Origin of the sequence: Paenibacillus sp. JJ1722 (assembly GCF_048282685.1) — a bacterium.
Taxonomy (GTDB): Bacteria; Bacillota; Bacilli; order Paenibacillales; family Paenibacillaceae; genus Paenibacillus; species Paenibacillus polymyxa_B.
Window position 1 is genome coordinate 5,652,518 of the sequence record NZ_CP182500.1, and the last position, 24,331, is coordinate 5,676,848.

Sequence of the window (24,331 nt, forward strand, 5' to 3'; positions counted from 1 at the left end):
TGTCTCTCTCCCCCTCTTGAATTACCAGCTTACTCCCCTGCTACTTCATCAGCCACGTCCACCACCGGCTGTCCTGTAATAACATATATCGGATTGAGTCCATCAAAACGAGTCATATTCAAAATCGGCTTGCTACGCGCTGTTTGCAGTAACGTCACCGAAGTATCGAGTCCTGCTGCTTGCATCGCCTTCATACCGTCATGCAACGTCTCAATCGTTGCAGCATTCACTACAATTCGTCCATCCTTACGTAGACGGGAAGCACACAGACGAATCAGCTCAGCCAATTCTCCCCCGCTCCCACCGATAAACACCGCATCCGGGTCTGGCAGATCTTCCAATCCGGCAGGCGCTTTGGCATGAATGACCGGGAAATCGGTACGGAATTTGATTTTGTTTGCTTCGACATTAGCCAGATCGCCTTCATTCTTCTCAATGGCAAATACTTGCCCATACCTGGCCAGCCGCGCACATTCCACCGCTACAGAGCCGGAGCCTGCGCCGATATCCCATACGATGCTTCGTTCGGTCAGACGCAGCTCGGACAAGCTGAATACGCGTACTTCACGCTTCGTGATCAGCCCTTTTTCCGGCTTGCGCTGGTGAAATTCCGCATCCTCGAAGCCAAATCCCCGACGAATTGCAGGCACGTCTTCGCCCTTACGGCGGCGTAAAATAACCACATTCAATGGTTGGAACGTTCTCTGTGCCATCTCTTCCAGCGTATAATGCTGATACGCCTCATCCGGTCCGCCCAAATGCTCGCCGACAAAGGCATCATATTCCGTCATGCCATAATGCAGCAAATAGGCAGCGACTGTGGCGGGATGATTTCGGTCATCCGTCAGCAGCGCGACCTTGTTCTGTCCGTCGATCCGCTGCGCCAATCCGGTCATCGGACGGCCGTGTACGCTTTCCAGCACCGCATCCTGCCAGCTTTCACCGAGACGCGCAAACGCCAGCTGAACCGAGCTGAGATGCGGCAAAATATCCAGATGTTCAGCCCCCAGCTTGGCAGACAAATAACCTGCAATTCCAAAAAAAAGCGGATCGCCTGACGCAAGCACGACAATATCCTTGTCATTTCGCAACCGTCCCAATTCTTCTACCACGGCAGATAAGCCGCTCTTTAATGTTCGTTTTTCCCCTGCGAATGCCTTGAAAAAGGCTAGCTGGCGTTCTCCACCAACCAGCAGGTCGGCACGCTCAATGTGCTCCAGCGTCTCCTGCGACAGACCTGCCGCTCCATTTTCACCGATACCAATGACACGAATCACTCTACTCACCGACTCTCGCCCTCCCCAGCACGTTCCCTTTCATCGTTACCAGTACCATTTCCACGACAATTCCACCACCTGCATGGTCCAGACAATGCTGACATCCATAGGTACACAGCTTTTCAAAAAAGCTCAGCGCATTCGCTTCGGTCATCATATCTGCCACCTGCGTAGCTGTATTCGCCTCTGCCACTGCCGCTGCAAGCGACTCGTCCACACCTGCTTCACGCGCGACCTCAGCCAAAAAGCCAAAGTCCACCGGTGCGCTCTTGGAGTGAACCATCATGACACCTTGAGCTACCTTCGACAGCTTGCCGGGCATACCGACGAGAATAATCTTTTTCATTCCCAGCCGTTTCCCGTGCTTAATGGCAAAGCCGACAAAATCCCCCATCTGAATAAAGGCTTCTTCCGTCAGCTGATCGTACATTTGCATGGCATATTTTTCACTGCTGCCACCTGTGGTCAGGACTATTTCCTGGCAGTTCATCGCTTGCGCAACCGATATGGCCTGCACGACACTGGCTTTATAAGCTGACGTAGAAAACGGAACGACCACACCACGCGTGCCTAGTATGGAAATACCGCCAAGAATGCCAAGTCGCCCGTTCAACGTTTTCTTGGCAATTTCTTCACCGTCCGGTACGCTGATGACGACACGGACACCTTTGGCCGATCCGTGCTCTTCAAGCACGCCTGTCACAGCCTCCGTAATCATCCGGCGCGGCACCGGATTAATCGCTGCTTCCCCGACAGGCACAGGCAGACCGGGCTTCGTTACCCGCCCCACGCCGATGCCACCGTCCAACTCAATGCCCGGCTCCTCGCGCCAGCTAACAGAGGCGCTAATTCTCGCCTGATGCGTGGCATCTGGGTCATCGCCACCGTCCTTGATCGTCGTGCAGGAAGCTTCGTCCGCGTCCAACACAGGCTCAATCAGCTCAAACGCATGATCAAAGCCCGCGGGCAGCGATATCACTGCTTCCTTCGGCGGAATGCCCGTGATAAGTAGTTGTACCGCTCCTTTGGCCACTGCAGCCGCACAAGCTCCAGTCGTAAAGCCTGACCGCATTGGCTTGTCCGGTGCGGGAGCTTCACCGCTTTTCATCCGTTTGGGCCTGTCGACGGACGCCGCTTCCTTTTCCATGCCAATTCCTCCTTAACCTCTTCTGCTGATCATGTTCCAATTCATTTCATGATACAGCAAACGGACAACCGCATCTAGCGGACAGCCATTAAGGAGATCGCATTCAATGCTGCTACGACAATTGTACTGCCGCCCTTGCGTCCAATATTCGTAATGAACGGAATATCCAGCTTGCGCAGCTCGTCCTTGGATTCTGCCGCCGAGACGAAGCCTACGGGCATGCCAATTACCAGTCCGGGCTTAGCCGCTCCTTCTTTCACCAGACGAATTAACTCCAACAACGCTGTCGGTGCATTACCAATGGCATAGATACCGCCTTCGCCCGCCTGAATCGCTTTGCGCATCGAAATAATGGCGCGTGTCGTATTCAGCCTTTTCGCTTCTTCCATGACGTCAGGGTCAGATATGTACACATGCACATCCCCACCAAATTGACGGATACGATCCTTGCTCAGCCCAGCTTGAATCATTTGCACATCCGCCACTACCTGCTGTCCTGCGCGAATAGCTGCAACCCCGGCTTCAATCGCTTTTGGATGAAACACCATGCTGCGGCCCAGCTCAAAATCAGCAGATGCATGAATGACACGCTGTACAACGGGATATTGCTCTGCTGTAAAAGGATGCTCTCCCAGTTCTTCTGTGATCATCTCGAAGCTTTTGCCTTCAATCTCCTGCGGCTGTACCGTTAGCGGTTTGAAATCTGTTTTAAAATCCATCGTATCGACCACTCCCTTATGGAAAATTAGAAAATTAAATTAGCTTAGAACATTAAAGTTACCTATTGTTCCACTACGCAGTCGGATGGTGCTTCCCATCGCCACCGCCCCCGGATTCCTTGAATAAAACCTATGATCAGCGTAGAAATCCGGGGACAAAAGCGACCGCTACGCTTGTACAGCACCATTCCGACTACTCCGTTTTATGTTCATTTTTCAAGTTCGTCTTATATAGGGAAAATGACATTCATGTTAAGGAGTTACAAACACCTCTACACAAAAACTGCACATTTTAAGATGACTATATTTTAAATACACGCCAGAAATCGTTCTGAATTCATCGGATTGACTGGACCGACCAACTTCATAGGCTTATGTCTTAAAGCACAGACTCCTCTTTGTCTATACGCAGTGCGTCGATGACTCCGTCGAAATGATCAAATACTGTGCCAAATTCCACTTCCGGCCTGGAAATCAAAAGTACGTGAATCCCCAGCTCCAATGCAGATTGAACCTTTTCATCCACTGCTCCCGTGCGTCCGCTTTCCTTGGTGACCATCACGGTCGTGCCATAGTGCTTGTACAATGCTTCATTCATCTCGCGGGAAAAGGGTCCCTGCATGGCAATAATATTCTTTTGCTCCATGCCCAGTTCGCTGCATTTCTCCATATTGTCCAAGCGCGGCAGCATGCGTGCAACCAGACGAATCTCCGGGTCTCCGAGTAAATGCTTGGTGAACGTGCCGAGCGTCTTACTGCCTGTCGTAAGCATTACAGAGCCTTTGAGTTGCTTCGCTTCTAATGCGGCCTCTTCATAGGAAGACACGATGTGGAGCAACGGATGATTGTCATATACCAGTCCCGTTCGCTCGTAGCGAATATAAGGAACTCCGGATACGCGAGCGGCTGTCATCGCATTCGCATGTGCTTCTTCTGCAAAAGGATGACTGGCATCAACGACGGCCAGTATTCCCTGCTCCCGAATCATTGCAGCCATTTCATCGGCTGTCATTCGGCCTGTACGTACGTCTAGTCCCACTTCGGACAAGCTGGCTGCCGCGCTTTCGGTTACGACCGAGGTCAATACGTTGAAGCCATTGTCACGGATTTGCAGCGCCAATTCCCGAGCGTCGCTCGTTCCGCATAGCATGAATATCATGAGCCCTTCACCTGCCCGCTTCCGTTCACTACAGATGGCGTATGTGAATGCTCGTGATGGTGATCATGGTCATCATGGCTGTGAGCATGGACATGCTCATGAGTGTGATCGTGGCTGTGTGTATGGTGATCATGATGATCGTGCTCATGTGCATGATGATGATGTTCATGGTCGTGCTCATGCTCATGATGGTGATCATGATCGTGATGGTGATCGTGGTGATGATGGTGGTGCTCCTGCGCCTCCAGACGGAACTGGCAGTTATCACAATTGGCTGTAACCTTGCCAAACAAGCCTTCCTTAGCTCGCTCCAGCACCAGTTCAATCAATTGGGGATGGAAACCAAAATATCCGCCCATCTCCACTTGTAATGTAGGGTGAGCCTCGGCAAATTCCTGGGTCATTTCTCCGATGCGCTTAATCAGCACACCCGTGAACAGAAAATAGGGAAGCACGATAATCTTTTTGGCCCCCAATCGTACACAACGCTCCAATCCATCGGGAAAAGAAGGCTGCGTCACACCGATAAAGCTGCTCTCTACCCACGTATAAGAAAGCTGCTCCCACAGCATACGGGTGATTTTGAAAAAGTCACTGTTCGCATCTGGATCGCTACTTCCGCGTCCTAACACAAGTACCGCCGTTTCTTCGTCGGATACCTCGGGAAATGCCTCTACAGCGCTATTCATTCCCGCTGGAATCGCAACCGGACGGGCCTCTTTCAAGCGGCTTTGCAGAATGCTGACGATTTTCTCGTGAACGCCAATCGGGCGTCCGTATACAAATTCCACCTGCGGATATTTTGCTTTTGCCCGGTCAATAGCCATCGGAATATCAATTTTGGCATGTACCGCTGCGAACAAGATAATCGGAATAAGAACGACACGCGTCGCCCCTTTCTCCACACATGTTTGCATCCCTTCAGCAATGCTGGGACGTGCCAACTCCAAGAAACAGGTTTCCACGCACATATCCGGTACCCGGTCTGCCACTGCCTGTGCAAATTCCAGCAGCTCCTGGTTCCCCTCCGGGTCCCGACTTCCATGTCCAACCAACAATATTGCATCCACTGCTGTTTTTTCCTCCTCTTTAATAGGGATAACCTGCATGACGCCCTATTTTATATATATGCTTGTATCCAGTTCATCAGGCCTTCATTCCATTAATCACCACAAACCGCATTCACTTCTACCGTTGCTGGTGCATCTTCATGCCGGAAACCCGCAACGACACCTACACGTTTAAAAAATTTATGAAAACGCTCATTCGGATGCCCTTTTTCCTTATATTCAGCAATGACGTTCTCCACGATATCAGTAATCTGATCACCCGGAATTCCTTCCGCTACAGGCTGAGCAGCATGAGCATTGCGGCCGAATTTTTTGCCGCCGAGGAAGAGATCGTATCCTCCCTTGCGATAGACGATTCCGATATCCTCCAGCACCGCTCCATAGCAAGCCATACCGCATCCGTTCAATGCAATACTCGTTTCCTTGGGTGCCTGTAATCCGCCAAGTACAACCTGTAGATGCTCAGCCACAGGTACAGCGTCATCCTTCTCCATATTACAGAAGTCGCACGCCTTCACCTTAAACACATCGCCAATCGGCATGACAATGAATCGTTCATCCCGCAGCCGTCCGACCAGTTCCTCGGGGTCTGCACACGGCACGCGCAGCACGATCTGATGATCTGGCGTGTATTCCAGCTCGCCGTCATCACCCGCTACCTCGGCGAGCAGCGCCATCTGACGAGCGGTGAACTTCTTGTTTCCCACACCCGGGGAAACGCCCACCTCAAACAGCGCAGGCTTGCCAAAGCCGCCTGTCGCCATTCCAGCCGTAGCCCCCGCTCCGGCCACCGCTGACGTTCCGGCGGTGCTCTCGGCGGTAGGCGCTTGCCCGCTCCAGCGAGCGTTGGCTGCGCCAGGCAGCTTGCCGCCGACAGCGAGGCGGCTTAGTGCCTCTGCCGCCAGCGATGCTGGGGCTGCGCCGGTTTGCACAGCATTCGTTGCCTGCACGGCAGCCATCGCTTGCGGGCGTGCCTGCGTCGCAACCGCAGCGCCGCTCGCGGAGGGTCCAGCGGGCGTAGTCGGGGCTGCGCTTGCCTGCGGTGTATCCTCTTGTGCGCCCAGCGACCACGGCTCCGCTTCCGTGCGGAGACGCTGGTGCGGCTTGAGTGCCTGCTCGGTCGCATCTAATGTGTATTTGCGCTGATATCCGCGCGGAGTCACGATCAAGCCGTCATACACTGTCGTCGAGGAATTGCCGATGATTACAGTCGTCAGCATCCCAATGTCATGGTTCAGCATATCTTCCAGCGTCGTTACAATAACTTGCTGACGTTCACGATAAGCACTTTTCACCAACCCGACTGGAGTTTGCGGATCGCGGTAACGCAGCAAAATGGACTGCGTCTCCACAATCTGGCGGGTACGCCGACCACTGCGCGGGTTGTATAATGCAATCACAAAATCGGCCGAAGCCGCTGCTTCTACGCGCTTCACAATCGTTTCCCATGGGGTCAGATGATCACTCAGACTGATCGTGCACGCATCATGCATAACTGGCGCCCCCAACAGTGATGCACAGGACTGAATAGCCGAGATCCCCGGTACGACTTCTACCTCAACCCCGTCCTCGCGTCGCCAGCCTTTTTGCATCAGCACCTCATACACCAGCCCTGCCATACCATAGACTCCCGCATCTCCACTGGAAATGACAGCTACCTTCTTGCCCATCTCTGCTTGGCGAACCGCCTCCTGTGCACGGCTCACTTCCTCTGTCATTCCTGTGCGTACAATCTCCTGTCCGTTCAACAACGGACGGATCAAATCAACGTAGGTATTGTAGCCGATAATGACCTCACTTTCGGCCAGCGCATCCAGCGCCCGTTTTGTGATATGTTCCATATCTCCTGGTCCAAATCCAATCACCAGCAATTTTCCTAATGGGCTCATCGTGCTCCTCCTATTCATCCTTTTCAGGGCAGCTATGCTATCTATTTCAATGATTTATGCACATCGTGTAACTCGAAAAAACCCCATCCTGCCCGGATGGGGTTTCTATGTACGCATCTCTCATCAGACGAACAAACAGCGTAAGAAGACACTATTTGTCTTCCTCCAGCCTGCCGTTGTTTTCCATCTGACTGTTTACGCTTCAAACGCTGCTGCACGTTCAAATCCACGCAAACCTCTAGCCAACATGGAAAAAGCAACGTGTGCCTGATTTCCTGATTTCGTACACCCATCCTCTCCGCGAAGGTTAACGGTGCATACAGATCAAGGTAGGTCTCCTGGCTTGGCATCAACGGATTCTTTCGTCTTCCCCGTTTTTCACGAGTGACCATTTTAAAAAATCCTCTTCCTTACAGTGGCGGGACCGCTCGGGATTTGCACCCGATTCCCTGTTACCCTTTGCTCAACCGCAAAGGCACCTTGTCTGTCCGCTATTTGATTATGGGTCTTATCATAACCTTGCCTCAATCAGTTGTGCAAGCACGAAAAACGCTTTATTTCAAGTTCTCTGCTTTATTTTTTAACATATGTAGCAATTCGTCCGGGTCCGCAGAGATACTTAATAACGCTGGATGCTCAGCCCCGGTAAACCCTTCTTGCACGCTATGACGCACCATTTCTACTAACGGGTCAAAATATCCATTCACATTCAGCAGCCCAATCGGCTTGCGATGAATCCCGATTTGCGCCCAGCACAATACCTCGAATAGCTCCTCGAAGGTTCCCAAGCCACCCGGAAGGGCGATAAACGCATCGGCCATCTCGCTCATTGCCGCTTTACGCTCATGCATGCTTGCTACCTCAATAAATTCGGTAACTCCCCGATGAATGATCTCTGCATCAAATAACAGGGTGGGCATAATGCCAGTGACCTGACCGTCACCCGCCAGCATTCCATCCGCCACCTCTCCCATCAGCCCCCTGCTAGAGCCACCATAGATCAGACGGATATGATGGCGAGCCATGGCTTCCCCCAGCTTGCCTGCAGCCTCAACATATACCGATGAATGTCCAGGTCTGGACCCGGCAAATACGCAAATAGAATTCATTAACGTCTCAGCTCCTGTCCTAAGTATCATGCATCGAAACTTATTCATTATATTAGATAAACATTTTCGCTATAACAAAAATCTTTGTCGATGCATGTCCAACAAAAAAAGATAAAGACCTCGTAGGCCCTTATCTTTATTTTACTCTGTATCCCAAAATATAAGTTCATTTTTTAGCATACTGCATTTATAATTTCTATCTCATTTCAATGACCATTCACGATCTTCAGACCACAGCCATGCACCGAATCGTTATGTTCAAAATATTTGCCCAGCTCCACCATCATCGCGCCCATGCGCTCTTCGGTTGGAAACACGACTCGATCAATCCCTTCTTCCACAATGGACTGTGCAGTCACCTTCCCTACGGATACAGCAATCACATCCTCACGAAAAGCTTCCAGTAACTCCTCGATTCGATTTTGCTCTCTGGCATATTGGGCCAAAAATCGGATTTGCGGACCACTTGTAAACGTAACAGCATCAACATTACGATGGATAACATCCTCCAGTAACGCCTGCAATTTTGCTTCCTCAGGTGGGATATGCTTATAAGGAAGTACCTGGCGGGTCACTGCCCCCTGCTCGTCCAGCCACTTTACCAACCGTGGAGCTGGATCGCCATGCAGTTGCAACAGTACTTCCTTCCCCTTCAGATCGTATGGGGCGAAAGCTCCTGTCAATCCGATCAAACTTCCGTCCTCGTCTCGTACTGCTGGCGTAAAGCCACGCTTTTTGAGTCCATTGACCGTCTTGTAGCCCCGCGCTGCAATGTTGGAAGATTGCAGCAACTCCATGATCTGTTCGGCCACGCCCATATCCTCTGCCATATCAAACAGGGCATCCAGCCCCATACCTGTCGTGAAGATGTACCAGTCCGGAGGGTGCTTCACCCACGATACAACAGCGTTGCGCAGCTCGATATCATCCAAAAAAACGGTGCCCTGGGCCGGGCGCTGTACTGGCTCACCCCCCATCTTCACAACTAGCAGCGCCATTTCTTCTGCTTTACGGGGACCAGCAAGAGCGACTCTCTTACCTGCCATGCGTTGTGCCATTCTGTTGCCTCCCTTGTAGAAGTCGTATTTCTTTCTACCAAGTATACAATCAGAGGGGTAAAAGACAAATAAGAATTACTTTTCCGATAAATACAGTAATCTTATAAGTGGTCGTGTCCTGTTCTGCCTCCATGCTGGCTTTCTTTCTGACTACTGCTATCCCGCTCTCCGTTAGATGCCTTATCATCTCCGCCTCTCCCTTTAGATTTGGGTCGGAGCAACATCCATAGCAACAAGGGCATGATAACAAAAAAAATGATCATCACCGCGGTCCACTCCCGGCTGAAATCATAAATTTGCACGATGTTGGAGAACAGCATAAACGAACAGACGTAACCCAACAAACCTACGGGCCAAACCATCAGACTTCCCCATGCATGGGCAAACATACGCTTTACTGCCAAACTGGTAACGTACAGGTCAACCCCAATCTTCGTAAGAAAGGTCGGTACAGTCAGTGCGGCCACGAACAAGTCGAACCGATCCAGAAAGTCCGTTAGCTGCAATTGACGCACTAGTTCATAGGATGGATAAAATAGCCGGGACAAGATAGGAACACCAATAACCAACTCCGACAGCAACATCAGCATGGTCAGAAATGCGGTTCCGAGCAAATGCCCATACCACGCACTACGCCCATTATAGCTCTTCCCAGAAATCACAAAGGGAACCATCATGATATCGGCCATATATCCCAGCATGCGCCAACTGCCCTTGATCACTCCATCTACTTCCGGATGTAAATAGGGTCTCAATACCGAAAAATCCATATTACGCCCGAAAAAAAGCGGCATGGTCAGCAGCGTCAGAATCAACAAAGGTACAAAAATCTCGGTCATATTCACGATGGTGCTTATTCCGCCTTTGGCCATAAACGCCAGAGTCAAAAGCAAAATAAGAGATACGACAACAATCGGAGTCAGCGGCAAAAGTACAACCTCCACCAAATCCGTGATAACTCTCAAATCCCGTGCAAAAATGATCAGAAATAAAATAAGGTAGACTGCAAGCAGCATACGTCCTAGCACAGGGTGAGAGCTCACCATGGCCTGCATCAGGTCCTGATCAGGAAAACGCCGCTTGAGTCTCAACATGGCCCAGATCGGCAAGCATAGCACGATAGCTGCAATTACACAGGTCCAGTAGGCATGTTGATTCGCGTAATCTGCTGCCTGCGCCGGAGCATGTACAAGGGTAATACCGACCTCCATCAATACACCAAGCAGCACGATTTGTCTGGTTGTGAACTGTCTCATGCAGGTACATCCTCCTTTTGCCCGCAGGCATCCATTACACGATTTACAACGTAGGGGGGAGCCACATGTCAATAAAACGGGCCAGCCATGTAGCCACATAAACAGTGCTCTTCGTTGATGTTCCGTAAATCCAGACACCAATGCTAATGACATACAATACGCGTGAGATCCAGCGATTGACGGCAGGTGCATCCCTAATACTTTTGCGGTCAATCAGATACATGAAGAGCATAGCCAGCAATAAAGGTAATAGAAATACTTTATTCATTCTGGATTTGCTCCTTTTTGACCCCGAATGGTTTGGTGACCGCACCGATATTTTCAATATGCACGACCGGATCTATAGTGACCTCCACCTTGGGATACAGTTGATCCCATTGAGGTTTAATCCATTCCCATTCATCCGGATGACTCGTAATAATAGCCCGGCCCAAACCAAGTACGTCTGAGTGATATTTTTGCTGGATCACCTTGACACCCTCTCCCAGCTCCCTCTTAATTTCCTCGGCTGTCTGCTGTTCCAGCCACTTCAAATTTTCCTCGTTGGAAATATCGAAATCCGTCTCATTTTCCTTCACATTCCCGTTACAGTTCATATGAACGGTCATGCGAATATCGTTCCCACGAATATATGGCTTGATATGGACATTATTTTCGATGAGGTGTACAGATATGTAGCCTCTACCTTTGGGAGGGTGGATAAATATTTCTGTCTCCTTGGCTTGCTCCATACCCAAAAGCAGGAATCGACTGAGGTGGTTATCTATAATCCCTGTTAACCTGTCTTTCCGAAATACAGCTAGCCCATCGACCTGAATATTTGTCTTCTTGTCTTTAAGATTAGAGGGGCCATTCTTCACCAGAGACATCACCGGCACCACCGGGTCAATACCATCCAGCAGGACGGAATTTATCAGCAGCTTAACAGAACGAGGTTTTTTCATATAGGAATAGTTGAGCTCACGCACCATTTCTGCCGGATATTGCTCAATCGGGGCATCTGCCTGAAGCACTTCCATCGCTGATCCCTTCGTAATAACAACCAGGGAAGACAGACGGTTTTGCGGAATACGCGCCAGTACATCCATCATTTTGTTAATCCCTTCCCGCGCCAGCGTCTCACCGAACAGCAGCACCCGTCGATGGGAGTAATTCAGCGTTCGCGAAACCGCACGCTGTTCCTCGGTGCTTGCTCCCCGGAAGCTTGGGCCTGTTTTGGACTCCAGGTAGTAGGATTTCGTACCACTTGTACCTCCCCCTCCTCCTGTACTGCCCGAAGATCCAAGTTGTCCGGGCAAAGCGATTTGCATCGTTACCCGATATTGATCGCCTTCTTTATCCAGACCCGTACCCATCACAAAGGCCACATCGTTCACTTCACGGCGATCCCAGCATCCTCCCAAAAGAACAGAACAAAGCAGCAGACAACAGAGCACAGCCGCTTTACGTATTTGTTGTGCATCGGATTTGGGCTTCATCACCATCCCTCCTCGGTTGTAGGCGATCCATTCATCTTTTCCTTCGCTCGTTTGTTGTTGTCTTTACCAATCCAGGAAGGACGTTTAGTCATTTTCCACCAAGGCGCACGAACGACGATATCCTTTTGATCCATATGTTTGTATGGGCTATATCCGCTCATATAAGGAACACCAAACGATGTTAGCTTGGTTAGATGCGTAGCAATCAGCGTTGTCGCAATAATGATCCCAAACAATCCGAATAATCCCGCCATCAGCATAATTGGAAATCGTAGCAGACGAACTGTGATGGCAAAGTTAAAACGTGGGATGGTAAACGACGCAATACCTGTGAGCGACACAATAATGACCATCGGGGCCGATACAATCCCTGCTTGTACAGAGGCCTGACCGATGACTAGCGCTCCAAGGATACTGACAGCCTGACCGACCGTTTTGGGGAGACGAATCCCCGCTTCTCGTAACGCTTCAAAGGAAATTTCCATCATTAGTGCTTCCACCAAAGCGGGGAAAGGGATAGACTCACGCGCTGCCGCAATACTCAAAATAAGCGTCGTCGGCAGCATATCATGATGATAGGTCGTCACCGCTACATATAATGCAGGCAGAAAGAGAGCCAATATGAGAAAAAGAAAACGAATCCAGCGCACCATATTACTGATAAAAAAGCGCTCGTAATAGTCTTCGCTCGCTTGCATCATCTGCCACATCGTGACTGGCCCAATCAGGGCAAAGGGCGTTCCGTCTACAAAAATAGCAAAACGTCCTTCCAATAATTGCGCAGTGACGGTATCCGGGCGTTCGGTGTATTCCATTTGCGGAAACGGCGAAAACGGGTGATCCTCAATCAGTTCCTCAATATATCCAGTCTCCAGAACACCATCAATTTTAATATCGCTAAGCCTTTTTTTAACATCCTCCACCAGTTTTGGATCTATGATCCCTTCAATATAAGTAAGGACGACGCTCGTTTGAGTTTCTGTTCCGATGGTCATGCTGTACATCTTGAGCTTGGAGGTTTTCAATTTGAAACGTAACAGTGCCGTATTGACGCGAAGTGTCTCTGTGAATCCTTCACGCGGTCCACGAATAACCGATTCGGTCTGCGGTTCCTCCACTCCACGGCGGACACCCCCCTTGGCGCTAAAAATATACGCACGAGGCGTGCCATCTACAAACAAGGCGGCATTGCCGTCCAGTATCGCTGCCGATACCATCTTCCATTCGTCCATCGTTTTGGTCTGGGACATGGAGATACGAGTTTCATCCAGCGGCTCCAATTTGCCGTTCACTTCAGGGTCCTTGAGCATCATGCCCAGAATGACAGGCCGCAGAATATGGTCCTGCAAATCCTCCGATTTTACCGTACCTTCAAAATAAGCCAATAACCCTTTGCGTTCAGGGGAAATCATGAGCTCTCGATAGACGATATCAGAGCAATCCTTGAAAATATCACGCAAAGCAATCAAATTGTCTTCCACACTGCTACGCAGCGGCTGTTCCAGCCATGAAGACTCAGGCAGTCCTTTAGGCACATTGAAATTTCGTGTCTTGCGGTCTGCGGCTGGAATCGCTCGCCGGCTCCACGGCGGCTTCGGCAACTTGGGAAAGCGCCCTTTCTTCATCCTTATTCCCCCTTTACGAATGAGCCGAACAGATAATATGAAATATAGGATGTACCAGCCTGCAAAGGATTATGTATCCAATGAACTCAACATGTTGAACAGATAACAAAAAGACCCTGCAATGATGCAGGGCCTTCTGAAATCCAGTACAAATCTGAAAATTTATGATAAAGGAATGATTAATCTCCCCAATACTCCTCGGGATGGTATTCAATCTCAGAACTAGCTTTGAACGTAAGCTCATCTGTCTGATCATGATATTCCACGCTTACCGGGGTGACGTAATACCAATGTTTCACCACGGGTCCATCGTCTACCGGCGTTACAAAACGAAATACGTTCAACTCCCCGCTATAACGCACAATCGCCTCCGCCGTCTCATGCGACAGTCCTTGAAGCGTAAAGCGAAACACGCCGTCCGCCGATTCCAAATGGCAATCGAAAACCTGCTTGCGGCTGTCAGCAAAGCTACGTCCCGTGACGGCATGCTTGATCAGCCATGTTTCCTGCTGCGCCATTGTGCGCACCTCCTTTTAGGGCAAATCAATCAACATATAAAAAACAGAATCTTCTGCTTTCAGTGAGAGCTTCGGCTCCTGCTCAATACGAGCGGAATCGCGTCCTTGCAGAATATGTTCACCGTTCACACGCAGCGAGCCTTCGATGACGAATAGGAACACGCGCCGACCCTCGGCCTGTGTGAATTCTACTTGCTCTCCAGGCTGAAGCTTGCTTAAATAAATCGTTAAATCCTGATTGATTGCAGCTATTTCACCCTCTGTGCCTGGTACGCGCTTTCCGGCAACGACAGGCAGAAGCTGACCGTGAAGACGCTCAGGATTGAACGCTGTAGCCTCATATGACGGTTTCAGGCCTCTCGTATGCGGGCTAAACCACAATTGCAGTAGACTGACATCCTCCGTTTGTGAAGCGTTGTGCTCCGTATGAATGATGCCGTGGCCCGCTGACATTCGCTGAATGCCTCCAAAACGGGTCACCGCTACATGTCCACGGTTGTCTTCATGACGCAATTCCCCATACAGCACAATCGAAACAATCTCCATATCACTGTGCGGATGCGCCCCAAATCCCCGTCCCGGTGCGATGACATCGTCATTACAGACACGCATAGGACCAAACTCTGTATTGTTCTCATCCTGATACTCCGCGAATGAAAAGCTGTGACTCCCCCGCAGCCAGCCCTTATCGAAGCTGAATCGGGAAGCCGCCGGATATATTGTAAACATAATAGCCCTCCTTCAGGAAGAAAAATGAGATCAAATCCCTCTCATTGTAACCGAGCCCCAGCGATAAAGCTACGCCTCTGTCTGAGTGATAATCTCGTCTATAAAAGACTGCAAAGTACTGGTAACAAAGGCTTCCTTACGCCGGATAAACACCGTTGTTACTTCATTGTACGGCTCAGGCATCGCATGACCGCAGACAAGGCCTTGAGCCACCAGCCCGCTGATCGAAGATTCGGGAAAAACGGTCATTCCAATACCAGCCGCCACACTGCCGATAATTGTCTCAAATGTCCCAAACTCCATAATCTGCTTGGGAATAATCCCCTCCATCTTGAGCCAGGTTTCCAGCCGTCCCCGGTAGCCGCAACCTTTTTTATACAGCAGGAGTGGACGGGTTGTAAGATCCTCAACAGAAAAGTCATCTCCTTGGGATACGAGGACCAGCTTTTCCTGAAATACATCAAACTGTTCAATCAGCGGATGCTTCACCGGCCCGGTCACAAAAGCTCCATCCAGCCGCATTTCTGCAACCTCCTGCACCAGAGACTCTGTAACCCCGGCCTTGAGGGACAACTCGACATCCGGGTACTTGCTATAGTAAGCATGTAAAATGGCCGGGAGGGCAATGACAGTCTCTACAATGCCAATCTCCAGCACCCCCGAAGGTGCAGAGGTATTCTGAAACGCATGTTTCATTTCCTCGAATTGCGATAAAATGCTTTTCGTATATTGCAGCAGACGCTTGCCCTCGGCATTGAGGATCATTCCCCGCTTATGTCTATTAAATAAAGGCGTTTGCAGTTCCTTTTCGAGCAGCTTGATTCTGGCCGTTACATTGGACTGGACATAGCTAAGCTCGGCTGCAGCCTTGCTGACACTGCCATGCGCAGCCACCGTCTGGAAAATGTTTAAATCGTTCAGATCCACTACTGCTCCCCCTTATTGTGAAGGACAATGGGCCATCAAAATTGACGCGCCTTGTCACTTATTATCATTTTAAATGATCATAATGTTTATTTTCAATCATTTTACCAACAGCTTCCTATCCTTTATGATGTGTCCATAAGATATGTCCGCTGAGACCGGCAAGGAGGAGCTTTTGTACACCATGAACAGACAAATCATGACCGGATCTTTATTATGCCTAATCGCCAGTATGTCCTGGGGGGCGATGTTTCCGGTTTCGCACATTGCATTACAACATATCAATCCACTGTACTTTTCATTTTTGCGCTATTTATCGGTTACACTCATTTTAGTCGTGCTATTGTGGCTCAAAGAGGGACGGACTGCATTTCGCTTTGAGGGCAAGGGTAAGACGTTGTTATTCTTCGGGACCATGGGATTCACCATTTATAATATGGCCGTTTTCCAGGGGCAGCACGCGATGGGGGCAGCAGGTACTCTCGTAGCCTCTATAATGGAAGTTCTAATGCCGATGATTTCCATTGCGATGGTGTGGATCATGACCCGTAAAATGCCTCCGAAATATACACTAATCAGCATGGTGATTGCGCTGGCTGGGGCTTTACTAGTGATCACGAACGGAAAATGGACCTTTTTCACGCTTGCCGGACAACATTTACTACCGCTGCTGCTTATTTTCGTAGGCGTCGTCGGATGGGTCGTATATTCCATGGGAGGCAGCCATTTTGCAGGATGGTCTACTCTTCGGTATTCAACTCTAACCTGCCTGCTCGGAACTCTCGTCTCCTTCGTAGTCGTCACATTTGCCTCTGCTTTCAACTGGATTGTGGTACCAGACTGGCAGGCTGTGTGGTCAGTTAAATACGAAATGAGCTTTATGATCCTGCTTCCAGGGCTAGCCGCCCTGCTTAGCTGGAATGCCGGAATCCGAAAGCTGTCTCCACTGAACGGAATTCTATTTATTAACTTTGTACCGATTACCACGCTGGTACTCATGTACTTCCAAGGTTATGCTATTAGCCGTTTTGAACTATATGGTACAGTGTTAGTCATTTTCGCACTGATTCTGAACAATATGTTTCAGAGAAGTTCGCTGCGTCCTTCCGACAGCTCACGGGATGTCCGTTTCCGTCTGGATCGCCGCAAGTCCTTCCAACGTTAACTTCTAACCCTGCAAACCAAAAATTTGCTAAAAACATTAAAAAAAGCGCCTGGATACGGAGTATAGCCTCCTGTATCCGGGCGCTTCTTATCATTTTAGGATTTTCCTTCAACCTGAAAACGTCCAACCAGTTCGCGCAATTCCTCTGCCATTTGGCTCAGGTCCGCTGTAGATGAAGCAATTTCCTCGATAGAAGCGAGCTGTTGCTCAGCTGCCGCTGAGATCGACTCGGTGTTGCTCGCTGCCTCGTCCGAAATGTGGGAGATATCGCTCATAATATCTACGACACCTACAGTCCCCCGTGCCATTTCCTGAGTCACTCCGGTAATGTCATTGATATGCTCCATAGCTCGTTCCACGGCCTGGCTGATTTCCGCAAAGGATTGCTCAGACGTGGTTACCGAATCAATGCCTTCCGTCACCCGTGTCCGCGCTTGATGCATAGCACCCAGAGCATGATTCATATCCACCTGCATCGCTTCAATGCGCTCCGAGATCAAGGTAGCCGATTTCGCTGATTCCTCAGCTAGCTTACGCACCTCCGTAGCGACCACGGCAAATCCCTTACCATGATCCCCAGCGCGTGCGGCCTCAATGGACGCATTCAGAGCTAACAGATTGGTCTGTTTAGCGATACCGGATATAACGCTGATAATATTCACGATTTCACCGGAGCGCTCATTCAGGGAGTCCATGGCTTGTCCGAGATCGTTAACGGTCTCGTCGATGTCATGCATCTTCTGTACAGCCTGCGTAGCAGCCTTGCTACCCTCCTGAGCCGACTCGGCGTTCATCTTCACATGTTCAGATACGCCCACCATACGCTCGGATACGTTCGCTGCTTGCTGAGCAAGCTCCTCCATATGTACAGAGCCGTGCTTGACGCTCTGCACCTGACGTTCGCTGCCCACAGCTACTTCCTGGATAGCAATGGTGACATGCTCAATCGCTTGGGTCGTCTGATCTGCACCCGCAGCCAGCTCCTCCGCTGAAGAACTTACCCGATCTGTCGTTTCGTGTACGCTTCGAATCATCGTGCGCAAACTATCGACCATAGTTTGGAAGTGAGAAGACAATTCGCCTACCTCATCCGTTTTTCCAGTTTCCAAATCGCCCGTCAAATCTCCTTCACTGATTCGTTCTGCTGATTTTTGCAGCTTACGAATCGGTACCAGAACAGAACGGGTGATCAGGAAAATCGCGATAAGCGCAATCACCAATGAGGCAGCCAACACAAAAATGGTTACATAACGTATGGCAGCGGTGGCATCGCTAATCTCGGATTGATAGAAGGTACCTGCTATTTTCCAGCCGGTATCTTTATTCGTTACATAGTTCAGGTACTTCTCTTGGCCTTCATACACATATGTATACTGCCCGCTCTGCGCAGCATACATATCATTTATAAAGCTTGCATCAAGAGATGTACCCGGCTTAGCCGTAGGGTGGACTACAAATTTTTTCGTATGATCCAAAATGATGATATACCCCTCCTGGCCGACTTTGATGGAGGCCAGTTTGCGTACACTTTCCAGATTTAGAGAAATCCCGATAACCCCGGACTGGTCGGAAAGCGTCTGAGATACCACCACAACAGGAATACCCGATGAATTTATGATAACAGGGGTGATCGCTACCTTACCGGGTTGCTTCATCGCTTCGATGTACCATGGCCGTGTGCGAGGATCAAATGTCCCTTCGTCCTCCTTGGGCACCCCCCGAATCATCAGCCCGTCCGGTGTTCCAACAAAAATATCCGTCGCATCTTCGTGCAAGCCCTTGTATTGAATCAGTTTGGGCTGAATCAATGGGCTGTTTCGACCATCTATCATTGAGGCGTCCAGACGCTCCGCCAAATACTTCGCATCTTTAATTTTACTGGCGATTGCATATTCAATAATCGAGTTAGCCGTCGCTACACCCTGATTTGCACTGCTGTAGAGCTGTTTTTCCATAGCATTATATGATGATTTATAGGTCGCAATGGAAATACTTAAGCTCGGAATCAGCAAAACAAGCAAAAAGCCTAAACTTAGCTTGTTCCTGAGTGTCCATATAGTTTTTCTCTTTCGCGTTGTTCCCATGTTTTTTCCCCTTTGCTCATAAAACGATATATTTGAATTACATTCAGTGTTAGTTATATCGGTTGAAAGTAACAAATGATTTACAATAAAATTTCACAAAGGAGAAAAACAAAAACCGCGCCCTATGAGACTAAGGACGCGGTTATATGAACATTTAGACCTGTACGTTACTGTTTTCAGCCTTTTTACGGCCAAATAACTGATCCACTGCCAGAAAACGTCCACCGACAAGCGCTTGCTGAAGGCTGGTGAACAGAATCAGCAGATCAAATTCAATCGAGCCAAAAGGCTGTCCTTTTTTAGCGGTTAGCAATACACCAATCATAACAATGGTCAATGCCGCTCCAGCCACTCGTGTTCCGATACCCAGAACCAGTGCAATTCCTCCAACCAGCTCAACCGTAGCGACCACAGGGGCCATCCAACCAGGGAGTCCGATACTTTGGAAGAAGCCAGAGGTTCCGTCTAATCCCTGAAACTTTTGTGCACCGTGAACGATAAAAATAACCCCTGTAAAGATTCGTACCAACAACAATCCAATATTCATAAGCGTTTGATTCATTTGCTCATCTCCTTTTAAGTTGTATAAAAATCCTGTAACAAACTACATAATGTAGTGTATTGTACATCGAGAATCGGGAGCGCGAAAAGCGCCACCCGTAGGAAACATCTTATCCAACTAGATTAGCGCCAGTGCGAACATAAGTGTCAGCATCACTAGCACATAGCTGGAAAACATAATCGAACGCCAAGGCATTTGAATGACAGGTTCTTGCTGAGGGTCTAAAATACGTGAAATACGATAATTAATGGACGTTTCTGCAAACGAGGAACAAGCGGCGGAGTTTACCAGGCGAGTATTGGCAGGCGTCATACTCAGAAGCTTGAGCAATGCGCTCCCAATCCCAACTGGTGAACCGGCTCGATGAATCGCTTCGTTATCAGCCAAAATTTCACGGGCCGTCTTATAATGATTGGTAATGTGACGCAGAACCGGCAAGTAAAATAGCTGTTTAGCACACACTTGCAGCAACCAGGTCTTCAACGGATCATAATGTTTCATATGATAGGCTTCATGGTATATGACCGCTTCTTCCTCGTGCTTGTCCAGTACGGACAATAGTGCAGAGGACAATACAATACGTGGCTTCCATAATCCCATGGTGAAGGCGGCTGGCTTAGGATAATCAATGACCCATATCCGATCGGTCCCGAGTTCACGATATCGCTCACCCAGTGCTTCAGTCAGCGGCAGGTCACGCATTCGGTGCAGTCTGCGAAAAGCTGCCCTGGTAGCCATACACTGTCTGACTGCTTCTCCTCCGGCGATAGTGAAGGTAACGAGAACCAGCCCGCTGAGTGCATCCACCATATAGCCGATTCCGTAGTGCTGCAACAAGCTTCTGCATATTTGAAACACGTTATAATTCAATTTCCAGCCGAAAACATGCTGCCCGGCGTACATACCCATCTGTATAAGGGCGAAACCCGAAATCAAGGCGCCTGCTGTAAACAGTAATTTAGAACGTGTTTTCCACATCGTCTACATATCCTTTTTCCATTGTTTAATTTTTTGTTCCAGACGTTCGATCAACTTCGGATCGGCCACCTCCAGAGCATCAATCATATGATTGACAGCAAGCGGACCAAATTCATCAACCAATTCGTGACTCAGTCCCTTGGATTGCTCATCCATGAACTCATCCCTGCTTAATACTGGACGATATAAAGACGTTCTCCCACGTATACTCTTACTCAGTATTCCCTTTTCCACTAAACGGTTCATCACGGTCATTACCGTATTGAAGTTAAAGTCCCGATCCCCCTCCAACGCGGTCTGCACTTCTTTGATACTCCGATCCGAAGTGGACCATAAAATATCCATAATTTTGGCTTCCAGAGGTCCGAAAAATCGGTTAAGCCCGGTTTCGCCAGCTTTAAAATTCAGTCGTTTCATAAGAAGCACCTCACACTACCGATTGTAGTGTATATATCCGGATAAAGTCAACCGTCACACCTAATGTCAGTTTCTTCATGGAATCATATACAAACCGCCGAATGTCTCCATCCGGCGGAAATTCATCGGTATTCATAGCTTTTAGTTCAATCTGCCAATCTGTATCCTACACCTCTTACGGTTGCAATATATTCTGGTTCTGCAGGTCGATCATCCAGCTTCTTGCGCAAACTTTTGACATGCACATCTACAACGTTGCTGCCTCCTACAAAATCCGTCTCCCAGATATCGTGCATCATTTGCTCGCGGGAGATCACTTTGCCTTGAGCATCAATCAGCTTCAGCAGCAAATCGTATTCTGTTTTAGTCAGATTCAATTGACTCTCTTCTTTATATACCAGCATTTTATCTCGGTCAATCCAGATGTCCTTGAATACCGTACGACGGCTGGCTTGCGCTACCTGACGGGAAGCGGCAGGATGGCGTACAATCATCCGTTCAATGTCATGCACCATATGATTGGCAGCCAGCGGCCACACCAGCACCTCTTCCGAAGGAAGCAGCTCATGCGCATGTACAGACATCCGATCCTGTACCACATACATAACCGGTGTGTCTTTCATATGTTCTACCTCAAGACGATTGCGGATATCCAGTAATTCACTCTGTGGTTCGGTGGCGGTCAAATCGTAAATCAACAAATCGCTTCCCAGATGACGCTGCACTTCAGGCTCCCAGCGATGAAAAACCATCACATCAAAACACGCATCTGACAACGTACGCACCAACCCATGAACTACACCCGGTACCGAACTGATCAGAATGATACGACGTGTAGTCGGACAATACAAAGGCTCATTGGAGGGAACGGTCTGCACCGTAGGTGTAGAGGGAGCTGCTAACATCGATGTCCAACTGCCCTTCACCCGTCTAGGCATGTCAGCCACTTTGAAACGATTCGTTATCTGATTCGCTTGCTTTGACATTCCTTACACACTCCTCCGAATACGACATGGGCATGGGCAATATTATACCCCGTTTCATGCGCAACCGTGTCAATCCAATCATGTGGGACTTCACTCATTACTTCATCTACTCGGCCGCATACCTGACAAATAATATGCTGATGATCGTCCATCCGTCCATCATAACGACTAGCAGCTTCCCCCAGCTTCAATTCACGGATTAATTCCTTATCCGTCAAATAACGTAGGGAATTATATACTGTTCCATAGGCCAGATTATATCCGCGCTCCATCAACCGATTCATAACATCAGCCGCAGTAGGATGATCGTGGGCTTCACGAACCACATCATATACCGCTTGGCGCTGCGAAGTTAAATTTAAAGTTCTCATACCGCATCTCCCTTAACCAACGCAGATTATATTAATTACAAAATTACAATCACAATAAAGATCAACTTAGAATAAGTATAAATCTTAATTTATTTCAAGTCAATGGGATCGGATAAATTGAACGGCTTTGCAACACAATGTATACATGGTACATCTCAGCCCATACACATTGGAGGAATATTTTATGAAAATACTGTGGATATTCATTCTCTTTATGATGCTTACGCTCGGAACAAGTATATCGATAAAATGGCTTTTCGGCGCTCATCATCCTTGGGAGCCTATTTCATTGGCTTTTCGCACTATGCGACCATCGGAATATGTCGTCCTGGCAGGAATGCTTATAGTGTTCTTTATAAATGTGGGCAAAAAGCCAATAGGAAACGCATTTCGCTTCCTGTTCTCACAATGGTCACGTTTCCTCAAAGTTTCTACTTCTTCCTCTGATTCTCCGCAAGAGAGTCATCAGAAAGAACAAACAAGGGAAAACGCAAGCAAATAATGGATGGACATAGATGAGGGACATTCGTCCAAATTCAAAGTGGCAATCCATGTATTCCGTTCATATTCATTATCCATATTAATAATGACCGCATTTCCAAGAATAAAATCGAACATCAAAATGAGCATTTTACCGGTACTGATGTATGTTTTGTCGGCAAGACGATGTCTCATGAGACATTTTCCTCTCCTTTTTTATTCCGGGTCTTTCTCAGCCACGACACGATTAGCAGCAAGATAGGAAAAAACACGGCAAATATCGGAAACAGCCATTTCAGCACTAACTCGCCTGTTTGAAGGTGATCTTGATAGCTCAGTGTCATCAATACACAAGAGACTAACATGATAATCCCAAATGGCAGGATCAGTTTATGGTATGACATTCTCAATACATCCTCTGCGGCTTTAACCGCGGCATAATAGAAGATGAAAATTTTAAAAAAATCAAAGATAATAACGCTCATAACGCCGATGACATCGACTCTGTCGATAAAATCAGATATTTCGACCTTGCTGATCATCGAGAGTAGCGGGTAAGTCGCCCGTTTAAACACATCCTCTCCCAGTGCAAGCACATTGGACAGTGTAACAATAGATAGGAGCAGCCCTCCGAACAATATAGCAGAGACCCCTACCCCATTGGCACGATAGCCCTTTTTTAATGTGGGAAGAATCATCGCAAACGTAACCATCTCGCCGTACGGTAGCATCACGGCTTGCGAATAAACAACTTGCCATATCGGCTGCCAGCCATGCTCGGCTATGGGCAATATATTGCCCACATCTACAATGCCTGCCAACAAAATTAATATATTCGTGGCTAGGCCCAGCAACAGTAGCAAAATCAACATGATGATGGCCGTCCGGCCTGCAACCTCGATTCCCAAATACACCACATACATTACAAGTCCAATCATTAAGGCACAAATGACTGTCAACGGCGTATGCTGAAGTGTCCGGTCGGCAATCAGGATCCCCGTGTCCCGAAGATCCCGTGCTCCGCCGTAAAGAAAAAACACGATATATATAAAAGCAAGCGCACTCCCTGCTTTCTTGCCCAAAAGGGCTCTGCAGTACTGTGTCATGAGCAAGTCGGGAAAGCGTCGGTGAAGGCTGCCATAGCATACAAAAAGCATTGCCCCCAAAACTGTGGAAATGAGGATGGCGATCCACGCATCCTTGCCCGCATTCCTTCCGGGAATAGACATCATGGATGTACCCATCTCAAACAACACCATAAGAGAGATCATCTCTTTTGCACCTATCTGTACCCTTTTTTTCATGGCCTTCCCTCCTTGTTCTATTTTTC

24 protein-coding genes and 1 riboswitch are annotated in these 24,331 nt (G+C 48.8%); of the genes, 2 read left to right on the forward strand and 22 right to left on the reverse strand.

From position 1 onward, the window contains the following. Nucleotides 1–29: 29 nt before the first annotated feature. The 15 genes from ACM1ND_RS25135 to ACM1ND_RS25205 form a co-directional block, all read right to left on the reverse strand. Nucleotides 30–1,286, reverse strand: a complete 1,257-nt coding sequence (locus tag ACM1ND_RS25135) for a bifunctional cobalt-precorrin-7 (C(5))-methyltransferase/cobalt-precorrin-6B (C(15))-methyltransferase (RefSeq protein ID WP_028540742.1) — start codon at nt 1,284–1,286, stop codon at nt 30–32. After that, the gene (locus ACM1ND_RS25140; RefSeq protein ID WP_023990789.1) at nt 1,279–2,424 is read right to left on the reverse strand and encodes a cobalt-precorrin-5B (C(1))-methyltransferase; all 1,146 of its coding nucleotides are present in this window, start codon (nt 2,422–2,424) and stop codon (nt 1,279–1,281) included. Before ACM1ND_RS25140 ends, ACM1ND_RS25135 begins: the two co-directional genes overlap by 8 nt. Nucleotides 2,425–2,498: 74 nt before the next feature. Continuing rightward, nucleotides 2,499–3,143, reverse strand: a complete 645-nt coding sequence (locus tag ACM1ND_RS25145) for a precorrin-8X methylmutase (RefSeq protein ID WP_013312413.1) — start codon at nt 3,141–3,143, stop codon at nt 2,499–2,501. Between the two features lie 379 nt (nt 3,144–3,522). Next, nucleotides 3,523–4,302 (reverse strand): precorrin-6A reductase, encoded by a 780-nt coding sequence (gene cobK, locus ACM1ND_RS25150; RefSeq protein WP_053326309.1) that lies wholly within the window; start codon nt 4,300–4,302, stop codon nt 3,523–3,525. Beyond that, nucleotides 4,299–5,372, reverse strand: a complete 1,074-nt coding sequence (locus tag ACM1ND_RS25155) for a sirohydrochlorin chelatase (protein WP_279833572.1) — start codon at nt 5,370–5,372, stop codon at nt 4,299–4,301. The genes cobK and ACM1ND_RS25155 overlap by 4 nt, the downstream gene beginning before the upstream one ends. Nucleotides 5,373–5,464: 92 nt before the next feature. Further along, nucleotides 5,465–7,261 (reverse strand): precorrin-3B C(17)-methyltransferase, encoded by a 1,797-nt coding sequence (cobJ, locus tag ACM1ND_RS25160; protein WP_053326311.1) that lies wholly within the window; start codon nt 7,259–7,261, stop codon nt 5,465–5,467. A gap of 310 nt (nt 7,262–7,571) precedes the next feature. Beyond that, a riboswitch (cobalamin riboswitch) is annotated at nt 7,572–7,759 on the reverse strand. Between the two features lie 56 nt (nt 7,760–7,815). Further along, nucleotides 7,816–8,370 (reverse strand): TIGR00730 family Rossman fold protein, encoded by a 555-nt coding sequence (locus tag ACM1ND_RS25165; protein ID WP_023990794.1) that lies wholly within the window; start codon nt 8,368–8,370, stop codon nt 7,816–7,818. 206 nt (nt 8,371–8,576) lie between these two features. After that, nucleotides 8,577–9,428, reverse strand: coding sequence for a uroporphyrinogen-III synthase (locus tag ACM1ND_RS25170; RefSeq protein WP_068938986.1), 852 nt, complete (start codon nt 9,426–9,428; stop codon nt 8,577–8,579). Nucleotides 9,429–9,529: 101 nt separating this feature from the next. Beyond that, on the reverse strand, nt 9,530–10,684 hold the full coding sequence (locus ACM1ND_RS25175; protein WP_418026781.1) for a GerAB/ArcD/ProY family transporter: 1,155 nt from the start codon (nt 10,682–10,684) through the stop codon (nt 9,530–9,532). A gap of 43 nt (nt 10,685–10,727) precedes the next feature. Beyond that, nucleotides 10,728–10,952, reverse strand: a complete 225-nt coding sequence (locus ACM1ND_RS25180) for a hypothetical protein (RefSeq protein ID WP_023990797.1) — start codon at nt 10,950–10,952, stop codon at nt 10,728–10,730. After that, complete coding sequence (locus tag ACM1ND_RS25185) at nt 10,945–12,162, reverse strand: Ger(x)C family spore germination protein (RefSeq protein WP_418026783.1); 1,218 nt, start codon at nt 12,160–12,162, stop codon at nt 10,945–10,947. The genes ACM1ND_RS25180 and ACM1ND_RS25185 overlap by 8 nt, the downstream gene beginning before the upstream one ends. Then, nucleotides 12,162–13,787, reverse strand: coding sequence for a spore germination protein (locus ACM1ND_RS25190; RefSeq protein ID WP_023990799.1), 1,626 nt, complete (start codon nt 13,785–13,787; stop codon nt 12,162–12,164). The genes ACM1ND_RS25185 and ACM1ND_RS25190 overlap by 1 nt, the downstream gene beginning before the upstream one ends. A gap of 179 nt (nt 13,788–13,966) precedes the next feature. Beyond that, a complete protein-coding gene (locus tag ACM1ND_RS25195; protein WP_418026785.1) occupies nt 13,967–14,305 on the reverse strand; it encodes a hypothetical protein in 339 nt (112 codons plus the stop codon). Nucleotides 14,306–14,320: 15 nt separating this feature from the next. Then, on the reverse strand, nt 14,321–15,034 hold the full coding sequence (locus ACM1ND_RS25200; RefSeq protein ID WP_418026787.1) for a pirin family protein: 714 nt from the start codon (nt 15,032–15,034) through the stop codon (nt 14,321–14,323). Nucleotides 15,035–15,103: 69 nt separating this feature from the next. Next, nucleotides 15,104–15,961, reverse strand: a complete 858-nt coding sequence (locus ACM1ND_RS25205) for a LysR family transcriptional regulator (protein WP_023990802.1) — start codon at nt 15,959–15,961, stop codon at nt 15,104–15,106. 181 nt (nt 15,962–16,142) lie between these two features. Here ACM1ND_RS25205 and ACM1ND_RS25210 point away from each other — a divergent pair, with 181 nt between their 5' ends. Continuing rightward, nucleotides 16,143–17,123: a DMT family transporter gene (locus tag ACM1ND_RS25210; protein WP_226887718.1), complete on the forward strand. Its 981-nt coding sequence runs from the start codon at nt 16,143–16,145 to the stop codon at nt 17,121–17,123. 95 nt (nt 17,124–17,218) lie between these two features. On the opposite strand, the gene ACM1ND_RS25215 is transcribed toward ACM1ND_RS25210, so the two are convergent. The 6 genes from ACM1ND_RS25215 to ACM1ND_RS25240 form a co-directional block, all read right to left on the reverse strand. Beyond that, complete coding sequence (locus ACM1ND_RS25215; protein WP_053326316.1) at nt 17,219–19,207, reverse strand: methyl-accepting chemotaxis protein; 1,989 nt, start codon at nt 19,205–19,207, stop codon at nt 17,219–17,221. Between the two features lie 154 nt (nt 19,208–19,361). After that, entirely contained in the window at nt 19,362–19,769 is a 408-nt protein-coding gene (locus ACM1ND_RS25220) for a DoxX family protein (protein WP_023990805.1), read from the reverse strand. A 117-nt stretch (nt 19,770–19,886) separates the two neighbouring features. Next, nucleotides 19,887–20,747 (reverse strand): M56 family metallopeptidase, encoded by an 861-nt coding sequence (locus tag ACM1ND_RS25225; protein ID WP_023990806.1) that lies wholly within the window; start codon nt 20,745–20,747, stop codon nt 19,887–19,889. A gap of 3 nt (nt 20,748–20,750) precedes the next feature. Beyond that, nucleotides 20,751–21,164, reverse strand: coding sequence for a BlaI/MecI/CopY family transcriptional regulator (locus ACM1ND_RS25230; protein ID WP_023990807.1), 414 nt, complete (start codon nt 21,162–21,164; stop codon nt 20,751–20,753). Between the two features lie 146 nt (nt 21,165–21,310). Continuing rightward, nucleotides 21,311–22,150: a winged helix-turn-helix domain-containing protein gene (locus ACM1ND_RS25235; RefSeq protein ID WP_028540753.1), complete on the reverse strand. Its 840-nt coding sequence runs from the start codon at nt 22,148–22,150 to the stop codon at nt 21,311–21,313. Next, complete coding sequence (locus tag ACM1ND_RS25240) at nt 22,126–22,521, reverse strand: Fur family transcriptional regulator (RefSeq protein WP_023990809.1); 396 nt, start codon at nt 22,519–22,521, stop codon at nt 22,126–22,128. The genes ACM1ND_RS25235 and ACM1ND_RS25240 overlap by 25 nt, the downstream gene beginning before the upstream one ends. A 184-nt stretch (nt 22,522–22,705) precedes the next feature. Between ACM1ND_RS25240 and ACM1ND_RS25245 the strand changes: the two genes are divergently transcribed. Then, nucleotides 22,706–23,023 carry a hypothetical protein gene (locus ACM1ND_RS25245; RefSeq protein WP_080751662.1) on the forward strand — a complete coding sequence of 106 codons (318 nt, stop codon included), beginning with the start codon at nt 22,706–22,708 and terminating at the stop codon, nt 23,021–23,023. A gap of 169 nt (nt 23,024–23,192) precedes the next feature. Here ACM1ND_RS25245 and ACM1ND_RS25250 read toward each other — a convergent pair whose 3' ends face one another. Continuing rightward, a complete protein-coding gene (locus tag ACM1ND_RS25250; RefSeq protein ID WP_023990811.1) occupies nt 23,193–24,305 on the reverse strand; it encodes a GerAB/ArcD/ProY family transporter in 1,113 nt (370 codons plus the stop codon). Nucleotides 24,306–24,331: the final 26 nt, after the last annotated feature.